This is a genomic window from Actinocorallia longicatena (genome assembly GCF_039534125.1).
GTDB classification, from domain to species: domain Bacteria; phylum Actinomycetota; class Actinomycetes; order Streptosporangiales; family Streptosporangiaceae; genus Actinocorallia; species Actinocorallia longicatena.
In genome coordinates, this window is record NZ_BAAAUV010000030.1 from 24,655 (window position 1) to 44,232 (window position 19,578).

Here is a 19,578-nt window from a genome sequence, read left to right on the forward strand (position 1 = left end):
CCAGCTCCTCACGATCCGCTCTTGCCTGGGGTGGAAAGCAGTCAGACCTGCCGCTCCACGTCTCAGCGGGAGCAGCAGGTCTACGTTCAGGCGTCGTCAGAAGCGGACACCGGGCTCAGAAGCTAACACCGGGCCCGGGGGCCGGCCACTCCTAGCCGACCCCTATCCCCACCCCTATCGCGGATCTACCAGCGCCATTCACGCTTGTTGAAGAGGTGTTCGGCGGTGATGTCGTTCTCGGAGCTCCAGCCGAGGAACTCCTCGATCTGCTTGATCTGGTAGGTGTCCTCGTTGTAGGTCGTCGCCATGACGTGACCCTGCCAGCTCTCCTCGCCCATGGCGTAGATGTAGCCCTTGGTCGCGCCGAGCTCGGTCATGATGGCCGCGGCCTGCTTGGCGTTGGACCCCGACAGCTTGCGCGAGTCGCTCATCCGCTTGGTCACCGGACGGGTCAGCAGACCCTGGTACAGCCAGGTGAGCGGGGCACCGTCGCACTCCATGCCGAGGAAGGCCATGTCGACCTCGCCGAGATGGTTGCGCACGTAGCGGTACAGGACCGGGTCGATGCCCGAGGAGTCGGCGCCGATGTAGATGTTGTGGTCGGCGATCTGGACGAAGAACGTCGACTTGGCGCGGATGTCCAGGTCGGAGTGCTCGCCCAGGAACGGCGTGGCCACGACACGGCCGCCGGGGATCGGGACCTCGTCGAAGTCGTCGACCTCGATGACGGTGAAGCCCAGGGCCTTGAGGTACAGCCCGATCGACGGGTCGCACAGGTTGCCGCGCGAGGAGCGCGGCACCACGACGGCGCCGATCCGCTTGCGGAGCTGGAAGAGCGTCTCGAGCACGATGTGGTCCTGGTGCCCGTGCGTGATGAGCACCAGGTCGATGTACTCGGGCAGGTCGTCGAGGGTGAAGCGGTCACCGTGCCGGTTGTCGGCGCTGATGAACGGGTCGGTGACGATCGTCGCCTCGGCCGACTGGAGCACCAGGCAGGCGTGGCCGAAGTACCGGACCCGGCCACCGGACTCGATGCCGCGGTCGGGCGACAGGCTCGGCTTGTCGGTGAGGAGCCGCCGCAGCTGCACCGTCTGCGCGTCGTCCAGTTCGAGCGCCTCGCGGAGCCTGCCGACCGTGGAGGGCGCGATCCTGGCCGCGAAGAACTCGTCGAGTCCCGCGTGGTTGAACGGGATCTCCAGGTCGAGCACGTCCGGCTGGGGCAGGCGCGGGGTGCTGAGGATGAACGGACGCTCGATGCCGGTCTCCAGCGAGAGCTGGACCGACTGACGCCGGACGTCGTAGTACGGGCTCGTGTACAGCACCGGCTCGAGCAGGTGCATGGACGCCTGGTTGCCGGTGTCGTACGCCAGTTCCACCAGCCCGTTCAGGGCCGACGGGAGCTTGGGGTAGAGCGGGGTGAGGTCGAAGCCCGTCGCGCTCTGGCGGAGCAGATCGTCCGCCTCGGCGATGGCGCCGGCGAACGCGAGCATGTCCGCCCGGTCGCGTTTGATCGTGTCGAGCAGGGCGGCGACCTCGTTGCTGCGCGATTCCTCGACGTTGACGAAGTAGCCGCCGCGCAGGGCCGGATTGACGCTGGCGGCCACGTGCACCTGCGGGTTCTGCAGATACGACTGGAGCATGGGTACCTGGACCTTGGCCAGGTTCAGCGAAGCCTGCGCCGGCGCCACGATGTGCATCCAGGCGTAGAAGCGATCGACGAGCGGCTCGATGATCGCATTTGATCTCAGGAATACCGGGTCGTCACTGACACTCATGAGCCCTCCAACCGGGAGTGGTCAGCCAATGTGCGGTGAACAATTCCCCACCGCGTCCGGCGTCACTATGGCGGAGGCGGCGCCCTGTGCCAACATCCCGGAATGTCACTTGAACGCATTGTTCAACTGCGTGTTTGGGATAGCGGGGACGACGATGGAAAATACCGTCCCCGGAATGTCCGGCCGACCGAGGTGGCCGGACCGGCGATGGGGGAATCGATGGAAACCACGGCGGGCACCTGGACCCCGTACGAGATCACCAGCGACACCATCGGCACGGACCTCACCGGCTGGCTCACCGGGCAGGGGCAGGACGCGCTCTCCCGGCTGCTCGCCGAGCGGAAGGCGGTGGTCTTCCGCGGCTTCGGCGTGACCCCCGAGACCATCGAGCCCGTGCTCGACCAGGTGGTCCCGCACCGGCTCCCCTACGTCCACGGCAATTCGCCGCGCACCAAGGTGAGCCGCAACCTCTACACCTCCACGGAGTATCCGCAGGAGTTCACGATCTCGCTGCACAACGAGATGAGCTATGCCCGCCGCTGGCCGAGCCGCCTGGTCTTCTTCTGCCAGATCGCGCCCGCGTGCGGCGGGGCGACGCCCGTCCTGGACGGTGAGCTGTGGCTGGAGTCGCTCGACGACGAGATCCGCGAGGCCTTCGCCGGAGGCGTCCGCTACGTGCAGAACCTGCACGACGGCTTCGGGTTCGGGAAGAGCTGGATGGACACCTTCGAGACCGGGGACCGGGCCGAGGTCGAGCGGTTCCTCGAGGGCACCGGGTCGGAGTGGGAGTGGGGCCCGGAGGGCATCCGGATCATCCAGCGCCGTCCCTCCACCGTGCGCCACCCCGTCACCGGCGCGGAGGTCTGGTTCAACCAGGCGGACCAGTTCCATCCGGCCGGCCTCGGCGACCGCACCGCCGCCGAGCTCTACGACATCCTCGAGCCCGACGAGTTCCCGCAGCACGCGACGTTCGACGACGGCTCCCCCATCCCCGACGCCTACATCAAGCAGATCCAGACGCGCGCCCTGGAACTGGCCGTCGACGTGCCCTGGCGGCCGGGCGACCTGATGCTGATCGACAACGTCCTCGTCGCCCACGGACGGCGTCCCTTCGACGGCGCGCGACGCGTGCTCGTGGCGATGTCGGACTGATCCCGGAGGACGTTGACAGCCTCCGGCCCGACATGGCGATACTTCGTTTCCATCCTGATCTGCGCAGCGGAGGAGAATCGTGCCCCTTTTAGACAGCAACGGCATCCGGCTGTCGTACGAGCGCACCGGCCAGGGCGAGGACGTGCTCCTCATCATGGGGCAGAACGCCGCCGGCCACGTCTGGAACATGCACCAGACACCCGCGCTGAACCGGGCCGGCTACCGGACCACCACCTTCAACAACCGGGGCGTCGCCCCGTCCTCGGCGCCGCCGGGACGCTACACGCTCGCCGACATGGTGGCCGACACCCGCGGCCTGATCGAGGCGCTGGACCTGGGGCCGTGCCGGATCGTCGGCGCCTCCCTCGGCGCGATGATCGCCGAGGAGCTCGCCATCCACAGCCCCTCGCTCGTGCGCAGCGCCGTTCTGGTGGCGACCCGGCCCCGGGCGGACGCCGTCCGGCGGGCCCAGACGCTCGCCGACCGTGCGCTGGTCGAGCAGGGCATCCGGCTTCCGGCCGCCTACCAGGCGGTCGACACCGTGCAGAAGATGCTGTCGCCCGCGACGCAGCGCGACGACGCCACCATCTCCACCTGGCTGGAGATCTTCGAGCTGGCCGCGGAGACGGGCGCGGAGGCCGGCGGCCAGACCTGGGTGGAGACCATCGAGGACCGCAGGCCCGACCTGTCCAAGATCACCGCACCCTGCCGGGTGATCGCGTTCACCGATGACGGGGTCGCTCCCCCGCACCTCGCGGCCGAGACCGCCGACGCCATCCCCGGCTGCGACTTCGTGGAGATCTCCGGCTGCGGCCACCTCGGCTTCCTCGAGCGGCCCGACGAGGTCAACACCGCGATCCTCGAGTTCCTCGACAAACACTGACCCGCTGACGCATCGCCGGGCTCCGGCGATGAAGGGATTCACATGGCAATGATGGGCGGCCCGGGTCCGGTACGGATCGGCGGGCCCGAGGTCAAGAAGCACAAGGTCCGCGCGGGCACGTTACGCAGGACCGTCCCCTACGCCTGGCGGTACCGCTGGCAACTGCTCGCGGTGATCGTGCTGACGGCGCTGCACGCGGCCTCGATCGCCCTGGGGCCGCTCCTGCTCAAGTTCGTCATCGACGACGGCATCGTCCCGAAGAAAGACGACGTCGTGGTCCTGCTGGCCCTGCTGATCGCCGCGATCGTGGTGCTCGACGCGGGCGTCATGTTCCTGCAGACCTGGCTGTCCAACAGGGTCGGCCAGGGGCTGCTCTACGACCTGCGCACCACCGTGTTCACGCACGTGCAGAAACAGCCGCTGGCCTTCTTCACCCGCTCCGAGACCGGAGCGCTGATCAACCGCCTCAACTCCGACGTGCTCGGCGCCCAGCAGGCGGTGACGACGCTGCTGTCCCAGACCACCTCGACGCTGCTCACGCTCGTCCTGGTCCTCGGCACGATGTTCGTGCTGTCCTGGCAGCTCACGCTGGCCGTGCTGGTGCTGATCCCGCTGTTCCTGCTGCCCACCAAGTGGGTCAGCACCAAGCTGGAGCGGCTCACCCGCGAGCGGATGAACACCGAGGCGGAGATGGCCTCGATGATGGGCGAGCGGTTCAACATCGGCGGGGCCCAGCTGACGAAGCTGTACGGGCAGCCGCAGCGGGAGTCGGAGACGTTCGCCGGCAAGGCGGGCGCGGTCAGGGACATCGCGACCACGATGATGGCCTGGGGGCAGGTGCTCGGCATCTCGATCGCCGTGCTTACCGGCCTGACCACCGCGCTGCTCTACGGCTTCGGCGGCCGTCTCGCCATCGACGGCACGCTGGAGATCGGCACGATCGTGGCCATGGCCGGCCTGCTGGGCCGGGTCTTCGGCCCCATCAACCAGCTGACCAACATGCACGTCAGCGTGCTGACCGCGCTGGTCAGCTTCGACCGGCTCTTCGAGGTGCTCGACCTGCAGCCCCTCATCAAGGAGAAGCCCGGCGCCCGTCCCCTGGCCCGGACCCCGGGCGAGGAGGGCGCGCCCGACATCGAGTTCGACCGGGTCTCCTTCCGCTACCCGAACGCCGCGGACGTCTCCCTGCGGTCCCTGGAGTCGGCGGGCCGGCGGGGCAGGAAGAACGGCAGGCCCGGCGGCGAGGCGGAGAAGGGCGCGGGCGACGCCCTGGTGCTGCGGGACGTGAGCTTCCGGGTGCCCGGGGGCAAGCTGACCGCGCTCGTGGGCCTGTCCGGCGCGGGCAAGACCACCATCACCCAGCTGGTGCCGCGCCTGTACGACGCCACCGAGGGGACCGTCCGGGTGGGCGGCGAGGACGTCCGCGACCTGACCCTCGACTCCCTGATGGACACCATCGGGGTCGTCACCCAGGACGCGCACCTGTTCCACGACACCCTCCGCGCCAACCTGCTGTACGCCCGGGAGGACGCCACCGAGCGGGAGCTGACCGAGGCCTGTGAGGCCGCCCGGATCTGGGACGTGATCGCGTCACTGCCGGACGGCCTGGACACGGTGGTCGGCGACCGCGGTCACCGGTTCTCCGGCGGCGAGAAGCAGCGGCTCGCGCTGGCCCGGCTGCTGCTGAAGTCGTCGCCCGTCGTGGTCCTGGACGAGGCGACCGCGCATCTCGACTCGGAGTCCGAGGCGGCGATCCAGCGGGCCCTGCAGACCGCGCTGGCGGGCCGGACCTCCCTGGTGATCGCGCACCGGCTGTCCACGATCCGCGAGGCCCACCAGATCCTGGTCGTCGACGGCGGCCAGATCAGGGAGCGCGGCACCCACGACGAACTGCTCGCCGCCGGTGGCCTCTACGCGGACCTGTACGGCATCCAGTACGGCCGGGAGAACGGGAACGGCTCGGGGACCCCGGCCGCCCGCGCGGGCGCCGCTGACGAGCTCCACCGCTGAGAACACGGAGACGCCGGCGCCCTCGGGGGGTGCCGGCGTCTTCGTGTTCCACGGCCGGGCGCCGCCCGTTCGACTGCGGCCCGGAGGCCAGTTGAACGGGCGGCGCCGGCCTCTCACCTCTCCGCCGGGACTCCGGCCTGCTCGTTGATGGCCGTCGCCATCCCCGCCACGGTCGGGTTCTCGTACAGCTCGCGCGGCCCTACCTTGGTGCCCAGCTCGTCGTTGACGAGGGCGATCAGCCGGAACGCCCTGATCGAGTTCCCGCCGAGCTCGAAGAACGACTCGTCGCGTCCCACCTCCGGCCGGTCGAGCGCCTCCGACCAGATCCGGGCGATGCGCAGTTCCAGTTCGGTGGCCGGTTCCCCGGCGGTCCGGCCGGTCCTGCGGGGCGCCGCCTCCAGCAGGAGCCGGGCGACGTCGGTCTCGCCCCGGGCGTCACGCGGGATGTTCGGCACGGCGGCCACGCGGACGGGGACGGGGCTGGCGCCCGTCCGGGAGGCGACGGCGGCGCGGATCCTCTCGGCGTCCGCTCCGGCACCGGTGTAGGCGACGAGCACCTCGGCGACGAGCAGGCGGTCCGGGACGAGCTCCGCGACGATCGCCGGGTTCTGCACGTCGAGGCCGAGGAGGGTGTAGGGGCCCGGCCGGGCCAGGGCCTCGCGGAAGACCCGCAGGCCGTCGGCCGTGCCGATGATCCGGAAGCCGCGCTGCCGGCCGGGCTCGGTCGGCTGTCCGTGGTTCACGCCGACCTCCGACCAGATGCTCCAGGCCAGGCAGTGCACCGTCCGGCGGCGTTCGTGGTGCCAGTGCTCGGCGAAGCCCGCGACGAAGCTGTTGGCCGCGGAGTAGGCGCCGAAGGAGTGCCCGCCGAACTCGCCGTTGACCGAGCCGAAGAGGATCAGCGAGGCGTCCGGGCGGGTCTCGAGGATCTCCGCGACGGCGAGCGTCCCGGCGACCTTCGCGCGGTACTGCTCGGCGAAGGTCGCCGCGGACTCTCTGGCGATCATGTGCCGGTCGAGGTGAGCCCACTGCCCGGTCGCGTCCGCCGCCGCGAGGTGCAGGACGCCGTCGAGCGGTCCGCCCCAGCGGGCCTCCGCCGCGTCGACGGCCGCGCGCAGGGCCGGGAGGTCGGCGACGTCGCACCGGTGGTACTCGACGTCGCCGAGCGCGGCCAGTTCGGCGAGGCGGCCCGCGACCCTGCCCGCCGGTGAGCGGCCGACCAGCAGCAGGACGGCCTTCTCCTCGGTCAGCAGGCGCCGGGCGATCTCGTAGCCGATCCCGCCGAGACCGCCGGTGACCAGGTATCGGCCGCCGGTGACCAGCGCCGGGGGGTCTGCGGCGGGGCCGTCGTCGTCGGCCGGGCACAGCAGGGGCCGCAGACGGCGTCCCGCCCGGATCGCGACGACGCCGGAGTGGTCGCGGTCGGCGAGCTCCCCCTGGACGGCGGCGGCCCACTCGCCCGGGTCCGCGGGCAGGTCGGCCTGCCGGAGGACCAGCCGCGGGGCCTCGGCGGCCGCGGTCCGCAGCAGGCCGGGAAGGGCGGCGGAGCCGAGATCGATCCGGTCGCCGGGACTCACGTGCACCGAGCCCGCCGTCAGGGTCAGCAGCAGCGGGCTCAGGCCGGTCTCCTCGAGGGCCGCGACCAGCGCTGAGAACTCGGCGGTGACTGCCGTCAGCCGGGCGAGGGGCGTGCGGCCGGGCTGCGACAGCGGCAGGGCGAAGACGATCTCGGTGATCGGGCCGTGGGCGGCGGTCACCTCGGTGAGCAGGCGCCGCAGCTCGCCGCGGTCGTCGGCGGTGACCCGGTGACGGCGGGGGCCGTCGGTGCCGTAGGCGCCGCGGCGCGCGGTCACCACGGACGGGCCGAGGCCGAGCCGCTCGAGGTCCTCGTCCTCGGCGAGGACGAGCCGCACCCCGGCCGCGGCGGCGGTCCCGGCCGCGGGCGGCAGCTCCGCCCACTCGCGGCGGAAGAGCCAGCCGTCGGTCTCCTCCCGCGGGCCGGACCCGAGCACCCGGTCGGTGAACCGGCCTTCGCGGAACGCGGCGACGAGCGCCGCCCGCTGGATCTTCCCGCTGCCGGTCTTGGGGAACTCCGCCTCGGTGACGGGCACCAGCAGGTCGGGGGCCAGCCCGCTCTCGGTCACCAGGGTCGCGCGGACCTCGGCGGCCGTCCGGTCCAGTTCCTCGGTGTCCCAGCGCTCCGGCACGAAGAAGATCGCGAGCCGGTCGGAGTCCGCGCCGGGCTCGCGGATCCCGGCGGCGGCGGCGAAGGTGACCCGGACACCGTCCACCCCCTCGGCGACGTGCTCGATCTCGTGGGCCATGTAGTTGATGCCGCGGACGATGATCTGGTCCTTCTTCCGTCCGGCGATCACCAGCTCTCCGCCGCGGACGAACGCGAGGTCGCCGGTGCGCATCCAGCCGTCGTCGGTGAAGGCCTCCCGGTTGGCCTCGGCGTTGGCGTGGTAGCCGCGCATCATCGTGCGGCCGCGGATGAGCAATTCGCCGACCCGGTACTCGGGCAGCACGGTGCCGTCGTCGGCGACCACGCGGATCTCGACGCCGGGGATCGGCCGCCCGACGGCGGAGAGCACGACCGCGTGCTCCTCCCCCGGGGCGGCCTCGCGGACCGTCCCGCCGAGCGACGCCGGATCGATGGTGACGGTCCCCGCGGCCGGGTCGTCGCGGTGCTGGCGGGTGTAGGTGACGCCGGAGCAGGTCTCGGACATCCCCCAGGCGGGCCGCATGGCGTCGGCCGGGAGCCCATGCGGGGCGAGGAGCTCGAGAAAGCGGTGGGCGGTCGCGGCGATGACCGGTTCCCCGCCGTTGACGATCTCGCGCAGCCGGGACAGGTCCCAGGCGGGACGTTCCCTGATCGCCTCGGCGTGCTCGTTGACGAGGGCGAAGGCGAAGTTCGGCGCCCAGGTGGCGGTCGCGCGGTAGCGGTCGGCCCACTCCAGCCAGAGCAGCGGATCGGCGAGGAAGTGCTCGATCTTGGCGTTGACGTGCAGGCACTTCAGGAACACGTCGCGGACGTTGTAGAAGGCGACGGTCACATGGTCGTAGGGCATCCAGATCAGGCTGACGTCGTCCGGGCCGAGCCCGCAGTGCCGCGCGACGGCCAGCGACCGGGCCGTGACGCTCGCGTGGGTGTGCTGCACGCACTTGGGGACGCCGGTGCTGCCTGAGGTGAGGAGGTTGAGCACGGGGGTGCCGGGCTCCGCCGGGTACCAGGCGGTGTCCGGGCCGTGGGCGGCCAGCTCCTCGAAGGTGAGGATCCGCACGTCCGGCTCGGACCAGAGCCGCCGTACGGAGGCGAGGGTTCCGGCGGTCGCCGCCTCGGTGATCAGGACCGGCCGGCCGAGCAGGGTCCAGGCGTTGTGCAGCTTGCGGTTGGTCTCGTTCGGGGCCTCGTACGTCGTGGCGACGGCGACCGGGGTCGGGACGAATCCGCCGAGCACACAGGCCCAGAAGGTGGTGAGGAACGCGCGGTTGCCGTCGAACTGGAAGAGCGCGGCGTCGCCGGGGCGCAGTCCCGCCGAGCGGAGGCCCGCGAGCACCCGTTCGGCCTCGGAGAGCAGCGCGGCGTAGGTCTGGAGGGTGTCGTCGTGGTCGCGGGTGATGAAGACGGTGCCCTTGCCCGGGGCCTGCTCGGCGGCCGTCCGCAGCGCTTCCTGGAGGTTCTCCGGCCAGTCCTCCGGAACCTCCAGCGGGCCGCCGTCCAGGTCGGCGGCGGGGCCGCCCGGGTCGTGCTCGGCGGCGGGCCGGGGCGCCGGGACGGCCGGGGCGGTCCGGGGCCGGACGCGTCTGCGGGCGACCGCCACCGCGTCGAGGACGCCCGGAACGTCCCGTACGGCGCCGGCGATGTCCTCGAGCAGGGCCCGGCCGACCGGATCGGATGCTGTCATGTCGTTCTCCCGTCATCGCGTGCTCGAAGCTGGAAACGGCGAGACGCCGGCGACCCCTGCGGGGCGCCGGCGTCTCACGTGCTTGCGCGTTCGGTCGCTACTGCGCCTTCATCGCTTCGATAAGGCTCTTCGGACGCAGATCGGTCCAGGACTTCTCGATGTATTCGAGGCAGTCGTCTCGCGACGCCTCTCCGAATACCGATGCCCAGCCCTCGGGAACGTCGATGAATACGGGCCACAGCGAATGCTGGCCCTCGTCGTTCACCAGAACCAGATAACTCGCATCGGGATCCTCAAACGGATTCGGCACCGGACCATCCCCTATCTCTCCGCTATAAGGCCGAATTAACTATCACCGATTCCCGGCGGCCCATCAACCATTCGTTCAATGCAGTTGAACGCCCCTCAGAGGGGTCAGCCGCGGGGCATCGGGCGCAGCGCGGGACGGTCGGACGTCCCGGTACGGAGCCTTCCCGCGAGCTCGGCCGGGGTGGGGTGGTCGAAGACCGTCCGGATCTCGAGATCGGCGCCGAGCGTGGTCCTGAGACGGGCGGCGAGGCGGACCACGAGCAGGGAGTGGCCGCCGAGATGGAAGAAGTTGTCGTCGATGCCGACCGCGTCCAGGCCGAGGACCTCCGCGAAGGCCTCGCAGAGCCCGGCCTGCTCGGGTGTGGTGGGCTCCCGTCTCACCGCGGCCCTGCCGCGGCCGTAGTCGGGGGCGGGCAGGGCCGCGGTGTCGAGCTTGCCGTTGGTGGTCAGCGGCAGCGCGTCCAGCTCGACGATCGCGGCCGGGACCATGTGCTCCGGCAGCCGATGGGCGGCGTGCTCACGGATCTCCCCGACGGGCAGTTCCGGGCCTGCGGGCACCAGGTAGGCGACCAGCCGCTCGTCCCGGACGGTCACCGCCGCCTGCTCGACGGCCGGATGCCCGGCCAGCACCGCGGCGATCTCACCGGGCTCGATCCGGAATCCCCGGATCTTCACCTGGGCGTCCGCCCGGCCGGCGTAGACGAGCCGCCCGTCGGGCGACCATCTGGCCAGGTCGCCGGAGCGGTACATCCGCTCGCCCCGCCGGTAGGGGCAGGCGACGAACCGCTCGCCGGTCAGCCCCGGCCGGCCCAGGTATCCCCGGGAGACCTGCGGTCCGGCCACGTACAGGTCGCCGACCACTCCGGGCGGGACGGGCCTCAGCCGCTCGTCGAGCACGTACATCGACGTCCCCGGCAGGCCGCGGCCCACCACGCTTCCCCTCTCGTCGCCGGTCACCTGCCAGTGGGTCGAGTGGACCGTCGTCTCGGTGATCCCGTACATGTTCACCAGGCGGGGGCCGTCCAGGCGGTCGCTGACCCGTGACGGTTCCAGCGCCTCGCCGCCGAAGACGACCAGGCGCACCGGTTCCGGGATCCGCGGGAGCTGGTGGAAGGCCGACGGCGTCTGGCTCAGGACCGTCACGCCCTCGCGTTCGATGAGGTCGGCGAACTCCCGCGGGCTGCGCGAGACCTCGTAGGGCACCACCACGAGGCGGGCGCCGTGCAGCAGCGCCCCCCACATCTCCCAGACCGAGAAGTCGAAGGCAAAGGAGTGGAAGCAGCTCCACACGTCGCCGGCGGCCGGTCGCAGGGTCTCCCGGGTCGCGGCCAGCATCGACAGCACGTTGCGGTGGCCGACCACGACGCCCTTGGGGGTGCCGGTCGAGCCCGAGGTGTAGATCACGTAGGCGGCGTGCTCCGGTTCGCGCGCCGCCGGTGCGGGCCGCGCCGCGGAGAGCCGGGCGAGTTCCCCCGCCGTCTCCGGGTCGTCGATCACGATGACCGGGGCCGGGTCCTTCCGCGGGAGGAGTGGCGCGCAGGAGGCCGTGGCCAGCACCGCGGCGGGCGCCGCGTCCGACAGCACCGCGCCGACCCGCCGGGCGGGCGAGCGCGGGTCGATCGGCACGTACGCCGCGCCCGCCTTCACGACGGCCAGCAGGGCGGTGACCACGCCGGCGCCGCGTTCCATCACGACGGCGACCATCGACTCCGGCCCGACCCCTGCTTCGATGAGACGGCGGGCCAGCCGGTTCGCGGCCTCGTCGAGTTCCCGGTAGGTCAGTGACGTCCCGTCCGCGACCACCGCGACGGCTTCGGGGGTGGCCGCGGCCTGCCGCTCGAACAGCTCGGCGAGGTGGTCAGCACCGGTCTGCGCCGGGGGGCCGTTCCCCTCGTGGACGAGCCGGTCGTGTTCGTCGGGCGCCAGTACCGGCACGTCGCCGAGCCGCAGTTCCGGCCGCTCGGTGACGGCCTCCAGCACCCGGACGAAGCGCTGGGCGAGCGCCCGGGCGGTGCCGGGGTCGAACAGGTCCTCGCTCGCGACGAGCGAGCCCCGCAGCCCGGCGGGGAGGCCGCCGTCGAACAGTTCGCCCACGGCCACCTCCACGTCGAAGCGGGCCGCGACCGTTCCTGTGCCGTCCAGTGCGGTGCCGCCGGTGAGCCGCTCCCCCTGGAGGTCGACGACCAGGCGATCGGTGTCCTGGAGGGTGAGCACCACCTGGAACAGCGGGTGGCGGGCCTGTGATCTTGTGGGTGCCAGTTCCTCGACCAGGCGCTCGAACGGGACGTCCTGGTGGGCCAGGGCCCCGAGGGTGGTCTCCCGCACCCGGGACAGCACCTCGCGGAACTCGGGGTCTCCGGCCAGGTCGGTGCGGATGACCAGGGTGTTGACGAAGAATCCGACGAGGTCGTCGAGGGCCTCGTCCATGCGGCCGACGACGGCGGAGCCGATCGGGACGTCCGTGCCGGCGCCGAGCCGGGAGAGGGTGACGGCCAGGGCGGCCTGGAGGGCCATGAAGAGGGTGACGCCCTCGCTTCTGGCCAGGGTCACCAGGCGCCGGTGCGCCTCGGCGGGCAGGGCGAAGGGGATCTGCTGCCCGCGGTGGCTCGCCACGGCGGGACGGGGCCGGTCCGCGGGCAGGGTCAGTTCCTCCGGTGCGCCGTCGAGGGCGCGGCGCCAGTAGCCGACCTGGCGGGCGAGGAGGCTGCCGGGGTCGTCGCCGTCGCTGAGCAGCTCGCGCTGCCAGAGGGAGTAGTCGGCGTACTGGACGGGCAGCGGCTCCCATTCGGGGGCGTCGCCGTTCAGCCGGGCGGTGCAGGCGGTCGCGAGGTCGCGGCCGAACGGTCCCATCGACCAGCCGTCGGTCGCGATGTGGTGCAGAAGGATGACCAGCACGTTCCGGTCCGGTCCGGAGCGGAGCAGCCAGGCCCTGATGGGCGCTTCGGTGGCGAGGTCGAAGGCGTGGCGGGACACTTCGGCCGTTCTGGCGGGGAGTTCCGCGGCGGGGACGTCGAGGGTCTCGAGGGCCCAGTCGAGGGAGTCCATGGGGAGGATGTGCTGGTGGGGCTCGCCGTCGACGGCCGGGAAGACCGTGCGCAGCGACTCGTGGCGGCCGATGACGTCGCGGAGGGCGGCGTTCAGTGCGGCGGCGTCGGTCCCGGTGGGCAGGTGGAGGGTGATCGGGTTGTTGTAGGTCGCGCTCGGGCCGTCGAGCTGGGCGAGGAACCACAGGCGGCGCTGGGCGAACGACAGCGGAATCCGTTCGGGGCGTTCTCCCGCGGTGATCGCCGCCCGGCCCGTTCCGGCCTCCGCCAGGCGGGTGGCGAGCTCGGCGACGGTCGGCGCCTCGAAGATCGTCCGGATGTCGACATCGACGCCCAGGACCGCACGGATCCGCGAGACGAGACGGACGGCCAGGAGGGAGTGACCACCGAGGTCGAAGAAGTCGTCGTCGATGCCGGCGGTCTCGACGCCGAGGATCTGGGCGAAGGCGTCGCAGAGGAGGGCCTGTTCGACGGTGCTGGGCGGGCGGGTGCCGGAGTCGGTGTGGCCGGTGAGGTCCGGGGCGGGCAGGGCCTTGCGGTCGAGCTTGCCGTTGCCGGTCAGCGGCAGGGCGTCCAGGACGACGATCGCGGCCGGGACCATGTACTCCGGCAGATACTGGGCGACATGCTCGCGGACCACCTCGGCCGACAGGTCGTCGGCGGGCACCACGTAGGCGACCAGGCGCTCGTCCAGGGCGATCACCGCGGCCTGCGCCACCGAGGGATGCCCGGTCAGGACCGAAGCGATCTCACCGGGCTCGATCCGGTAACCCCGCACCTTCACCTGATCGTCGGCACGACCGGCGAAGACGAGCCTGCCATCAGCGGTCCACCTCACCAGATCGCCCGTACGGTACATCCGCTCGTTCGTCTCGAACGGGCAGGCCACGAAGCGCTGAGCGGTCAAGGCGGCCCGGCCCACATAACCCCGGGCGAGCTGCGCGCCCGCGACATAGAGCTCACCGACCACGCCCGGCGCCACTGGAAGCAGCCCGTCATCGAGCACGTAGAGGCGGGTGTTGTCCACCGGGCGGCCGATCGTCACGGTGCCGCCGGTCAGCTCGGTCGTCGCCACACCGACCGTGGTCTCAGTGGGACCGTAATGGTTGAACACCCGCAACCCAGCCGCAAGCGCCTCCTCCACCCACTCCGCACGAGCAGCCTCACCACCCAGCACCAGGGAATGGCCCAGCGGAAGCCGCTCAGCCTCGATCGCCATCGCATGCGACGGCACCAGCTTCACCGCATCGATCCGCTCCCGCCGCACATACTCCGCGACCGCCTCGGCGTCGATCACCGTGTCCGGATCGAGAATGTGCACCTGGCCACCGGACGCCAACGCGGAGAACAGCACGGTGTTCCCCAGGTCGGTGACCTGCGGCTGGAGCAGGCCATACCGCATCTCCGGTCCGGTCCACTCCAGACGCCGCGACACCGACGTCACGTAGTTCGCCAGCGCCCCGTGCGTGACCGCGACGCCCTTCGGCACACCCGTCGAACCCGACGTGTAGATCACATACGCGAGTTGCGCCGGGTCGATCGGTGGCGTCGCCAGAGCGGTATCCCCGCAGGCGAGGACCATGGGGTCGTCGATGGCGACCATCGGTACCCGTCCCGCGGGCAGATCCCCGAGAACCTCCTCGGCACCCAGCAGCAGCGAAGCACCACTGTCGGCCAGCACGAACGCCAGCCGCTCCACGGGGAGCTTCGCGTCCACGGGCAGATAAGCGGCACCCGCCTTCCACACACCCAGAATCGCCGCGACCATCTCCTCACCCCGCGGCAGACACAGACCCACCACCGACTCCGCACCCACACCCTGATCGACCAGATACCGGGCCAGCCGGTTGGCGTGAGCGTCGAGCTGCGCGTACGTCACCGAAGCGCCATCGGCGACCAGGGCCACCGCCACCGGATCGGCGACCGCCCGCGCGGCGACCTGGGCGTCGAACAGCTCCACCACGCTGGACTCCGGGACCGGGGCGGCCGTGGCGTTCCAGCCGCGCACCACCAGGTCCCGCTCCTCCGCGTTCTCCAGCCGGACCTCGCCCAGCCGTGTCTCCGGCTCCGCGGACAGCGCTTCCAGGACCCGCAGGAACCAGCCCGCGACCCGGTCGGCGACGACCGTGTCGAACAGGTCGACGGCCACCGTCACCGTGCCGTCGACCCCGGCCGGGCGGCCGTCGCCGTCGAACTCCTCCGCCACCTGGACCCACAGGTCGAACTTCGCCGAGATGACGGCGGCCTCGCCGAACTCCGTGAAGCCGTCGGACGTGGTGCGGCTGGTGTCGGTCATGACGACCTGGACGAGCGGGTGCCGGGCCAGTGACCGGGCCGGTGCCAGCTCCTCGACCAGGCGCTCGAACGGCACGTCCTGGTGGGCCATCGCGCCGAGGCTCGCCTCCCGCACCCGGGAGAGGATCTGCCGGAAGTCCGGGTCGTCCGACAGATCGGCGCGGATGACCAGGGTGTTGAGGAAGCAGCCGACCAGGCCGTCCAGGGCCTCGTCGGTGCGGCCTGCGGTCGGCGAACCGATCGGGACGTCGGTCCCCGCACCGAACCGCGACAGCACCACGGTCAACGCGGCCTGCAACACCATGAACGCGGTGACGCCCTCGGCGCGGGCCAGCCGGACGATCCGCTCGTGCAGCTCCGGCGGAACCCGCCACGGAACCGTGTGGCCGCGGTGGCTCGCCACCGCCGGACGGGGCCGGTCCATCGGCAGGGCCAGTTCCTCCGGGATCCCGGCGAGGGTCTTCCGCCAGTACCGCATCTGGCGCGACAGCAGGCTCTGCGGGTCCTCCTCCTCGCCCAGCAGGTCGCGCTGCCAGAGCGCGTAGTCGGCGTACTGCACCGGCAGCGGCTCCCAGGCGGGCGCCCTGCCCCGGCGGCGCGCCGCGTAGGCCGCCGAAAGGTCGCGGTCGAGGGGCCCCATCGACCATCCGTCGCTGGCGATGTGGTGCATCTGCAGGACGGCGACGCTCTCGCCGCCCGCCACCCGGAACACCCAGGCGCGGATCGGGAGGTCGGTCGCCAGGTCGAAGGCGTGCCGTGCCGTGGCCGCGATCGCCCCGGCCAGGCCGCCGGGGGGCACGTCGACGATCTCGGCGTGCCAGTCGAGGCCGTCCGGGTCGAGGATCCGCTGGTAGGGCTCGCCGTCGGCGATCGCGTAGACGGTCCGCAGCGGCTCGTGCCTGCCGATCACGTCGCGGAGCGCCTGCTGGAACGCATCGAGGTCGGGGTCGGCGTCCAGGCGCACGATCATCGGCATGTTGTAGGTCGGATTCGGGCCCTCGAGCTGCCCGAGGAACCACAGACGGCGCTGCGCGGAGGACAGCGGGGGCCGTTCGGGGCGGTCTCCCGCCCGGAGCACCGCCCTGGCCGGTCCGGTGGCCGGCTCGGTGAGCAGCCCGGCCAGCCCGGCGACGGTCGGGTTCTCGAACAGGGTACGGATCTCGATCTCGGCGCCGAACGTGCTCCGGATCCGCGACACCAGCCGTGCCGCGAGCAGGGAGTGCCCGCCGAGGTCGAAGAAGCCGTCGTCGACGCCGACCTGGTCGAGGCCGAGGAGGTCGGCGAACGCGTCGCACAGCAGTTCCTCGTGTGCCCCGGACGGGCCGCGGCCCTGTCCCGTCATCGTCTCCAGCGCGGGCAGGGCGTTCCGGTCGACCTTGCCGTTGCTGGTCAGGGGCAGGGCCGTCAGCATGACGATCGCGGACGGCACCATGTGGTCGGGCAGGCTGCGGGCCGCGTGCTCGCGGACGCCGTCGAGTGACGGGGCGTCGGGCGCGGGGACGACGTAGGCGATCAGCCGGTCCTGGCGGACGACGATCGTGGCCCTGGCCACCGCCGGATGGGAGGCCAGGACGGCCTCGATCTCGCCGGGCTCGATCCGGAATCCGCGGATCTTCACCTGGTCGTCGACCCGGCCGCCGAACGTCAGATCGCCGCCGGGCGTCCAGGAGACGACGTCACCGGTGCGGTACATGCGCTCGCCGGAGCCCCACGGGCAGGCGACGAACCGTTCGCCCGTGAGCCCGGGACGGCCCACGTACCCGCGCGCGAGCTGCACTCCGGCCACGTACAGTTCGCCGGCGACGCCGGGCGGGACCGGCGACAGGGCGTCATCGAGGACGAACGCGCGGGTGTTGGTCACCGGGCCGCCGATCACCGGCTCGTCCCCGGCGGCCAGCGGCGCCGACATCGACGCGCAGACGGTCGTCTCGGTCGGGCCGTAGGCGTTGATCAGATTCCTTCCGGGCGACCACCGCGCCACGAGGTCCCGGTCGAGGGCCTCCCCCGCCGACACCAGCGTCCGCACCGTGGCGAGGGCGTCCGGGTCGAGGGCCGCCAGGACCGCGGGGGGCAGCGTGGCGTGGGTGACCTCGAACCGGCGCACGACCTCGGTCAGCTCGTCCCCCGCCAGCAGCCGGCCCGGCGCGGTGACGACGAGGGCCGCGCCCGCGCACCAGGCCATCAGCAGTTCCCAGCCGGCCGCGTCGAAGCCGGCGGACGCGAACTGGAGCACCCGGTCGCCCGGCCGCACGCCGAGCGTCCTCGCCTGGGCGGACGCGAGGTTGACCATGCCCTCGTGGGTCACCGCGACGCCCTTGGGCACGCCGGTCGATCCCGAGGTGTAGATGACGTAGGCGAGCTGGCCCGGCCGGACCTCCGCCTCCGGCTCCCCCGACGGTCCGCGCACGTCGTCCGCGTCGATCGTCAGGACGCCGGGCGGCAGCAGATCGTCCAGGACCTCGCCGGAGCCGAGGACCGCGATCGCCCGGCTGTCGGCGATCATGAATGCGATGCGTTCGGCCGGCAGGGTCACGTCGACGGGCAGATACGCGGCGCCCGCCTTCAGCACGCCCAGCAGCGCCACCACGAGGTCCACTCCGCGGGGCAGCGCCACCGCGACCAGCGACTCCGCGCCGACCCCGGACCGGCGCAGGTGCCCGGCGAGCCGTCCGGCGCGTTCGGCCACCTGCGCGTAGGTCAGGGACTCCCCGTCCGCGAGGACGGCGGGTGCGTCCGGGGCGGTCCTGACCTGACGGTCGAACAGGTCCAGGACGGTCGCGGCGGGGACCGGGGCGGCGGTGGCGTTCCAGTCCGTCAGCACACGGCGGCGCTCGCCGTCGTCGAGGAGCCCGATCCGGCCGATCGGCTCGGCGGGCGCGGCGGCGACGGATTCCAGGACGCGCAGGAACCGCCGGGCCACCTCCGCTCCGTGGGCGGCGTCGTGGAGGCCGGGGTTCACGTCGACGTCCATGTGGAGGGCGCCGGTCCCGGTGTGGTCGTGCACGTCGATGCCGATGTCGTCGACGGGCCCGCCGGTGAGGCTCCGGGCGACGGAGACGCAGTCGCCGAACCGCGCGGGATGGTCGAAGGTCACGATGTTGGGCTTCATCGAGTACAGCGCCCTGCCGTCGGGCAGTCCGAGGTCGCGGAGGAGCTGCTCGTAGCGGTAACGGTGGTGGGGCAGGGCCGAGCCGACCGTCTGGGTGGTCTGCCTGACGAGGTCGGCGACGGAGTCCCGCGGCCGCACGTCCAGCCGGACGGGCATCAGGTTCGTGGTCTCACCGACGGTCCGCAGCTCCCGGGTCCCCGGGGTGCGGCCGAGGACCGGGACGCCGAGGACGATGTCCCGCTCGCCGGTGAGCCGGCTCTGGTAGATCGCGGTCGCGGCGACGAGCAGCCCGGCGAGGCTCGTGCCGCTGCGGGCGGCGACCTTCCGCAGTTCCGCCGCGACGCCGGCCTCGACGGAGCACGTGTGCCGGAGCGACCGGGCGGGCAGGAGGCGGGACGCCGGCCGGCCGGTCCGCCGTGGTTCGGGCAGGTCGGCCAGGCGGCCGAGCCAGTAGCGGCGGTCCCTGCCGACGTCCTCGGAGGAGAGGTAGGACCGGTCGTCGTCGAGGAGGACCGACAGCGGTTCCAGCGGTGCGCCGGCCGGTTCCCGTCCCTCGGTCAGGGCCGTGTAGTGGGCGGCGACCCTGGCGGCGAACACCGCGCTGCTGTAGCCGTCGACGGCGATGTGGTGGAAGCGCTGGTACCAGTAGTGCCGCCGCTCGCCGACACGGAGGACGGCCTGGCGGAACAGCGGGCCGGTGAGCAGGTCGATCGGGCGGGCGGCGTCGTCGCGCATCCATTCCCTGGCGGCGGCTGCCGGGTCGGGCCGGTCGCTGAGGTCGATCACGTGGATCTCGTCATGGCCGTCGCCGCCGACGTACTGGCGCGGCTCACCGTCGACGATCCGGAACCGCAGCCGGTAGGCCTGGGCCTCGTCCAGGGTGAGCTGGACGGCCCGCACCATGAGGCCGGTGTCCAGGTCGCCGGTGATCTCGTGGTACTCGCTGCAGATGAAGGCGTCGCTGTGCGGTGCGAGCTGCTGGGCGTACCAGACGCCGAGCTGACCTGCCATCAGCTCGTGCGTCCCGGCTTCGATGTCCGCGACTTCGGTGTCCGCCACGTGGTCCTCCCCGTCGCCGCGCTCGGCGCTCTGG

7 protein-coding genes are annotated in these 19,578 nt (G+C 72.1%); 3 read left to right on the forward strand and 4 right to left on the reverse strand.

The window, feature by feature from the left end:
- Nucleotides 1–185: 185 nt before the first annotated feature.
- Nucleotides 186–1,775 (reverse strand): MBL fold metallo-hydrolase, encoded by a 1,590-nt coding sequence (locus tag ABD785_RS35275; RefSeq protein ID WP_344837356.1) that lies wholly within the window; start codon nt 1,773–1,775, stop codon nt 186–188.
- A 219-nt stretch (nt 1,776–1,994) separates the two neighbouring features.
- On the opposite strand from ABD785_RS35275, the gene ABD785_RS35280 reads away from it, so the two are divergent.
- The 3 genes from ABD785_RS35280 to ABD785_RS35290 all read left to right on the forward strand — a co-directional run bounded on the left by ABD785_RS35280 (nt 1,995) and on the right by ABD785_RS35290 (nt 5,820).
- The gene (locus tag ABD785_RS35280) at nt 1,995–2,927 is read left to right on the forward strand and encodes a TauD/TfdA family dioxygenase (protein ID WP_344837357.1); all 933 of its coding nucleotides are present in this window, start codon (nt 1,995–1,997) and stop codon (nt 2,925–2,927) included.
- Between the two features lie 79 nt (nt 2,928–3,006).
- Nucleotides 3,007–3,810: an alpha/beta fold hydrolase gene (locus tag ABD785_RS35285; RefSeq protein ID WP_344837360.1), complete on the forward strand. Its 804-nt coding sequence runs from the start codon at nt 3,007–3,009 to the stop codon at nt 3,808–3,810.
- A gap of 42 nt (nt 3,811–3,852) precedes the next feature.
- Complete coding sequence (locus ABD785_RS35290; RefSeq protein WP_344837363.1) at nt 3,853–5,820, forward strand: ABC transporter ATP-binding protein; 1,968 nt, start codon at nt 3,853–3,855, stop codon at nt 5,818–5,820.
- Nucleotides 5,821–5,933: 113 nt separating this feature from the next.
- Here the strand turns inward: ABD785_RS35290 and ABD785_RS35295 are convergent, their stop codons facing one another.
- The 3 genes from ABD785_RS35295 to ABD785_RS35305 form a co-directional block, all read right to left on the reverse strand.
- Nucleotides 5,934–9,728 (reverse strand): SDR family NAD(P)-dependent oxidoreductase, encoded by a 3,795-nt coding sequence (locus tag ABD785_RS35295; RefSeq protein WP_344837366.1) that lies wholly within the window; start codon nt 9,726–9,728, stop codon nt 5,934–5,936.
- Between the two features lie 97 nt (nt 9,729–9,825).
- On the reverse strand, nt 9,826–10,038 hold the full coding sequence (locus tag ABD785_RS35300) for an MbtH family protein (protein WP_344837368.1): 213 nt from the start codon (nt 10,036–10,038) through the stop codon (nt 9,826–9,828).
- Nucleotides 10,039–10,142: 104 nt separating this feature from the next.
- Nucleotides 10,143–19,544 (reverse strand): amino acid adenylation domain-containing protein, encoded by a 9,402-nt coding sequence (locus ABD785_RS35305; protein ID WP_344837371.1) that lies wholly within the window; start codon nt 19,542–19,544, stop codon nt 10,143–10,145.
- Between the last annotated feature and the right edge of the window lie 34 nt (nt 19,545–19,578).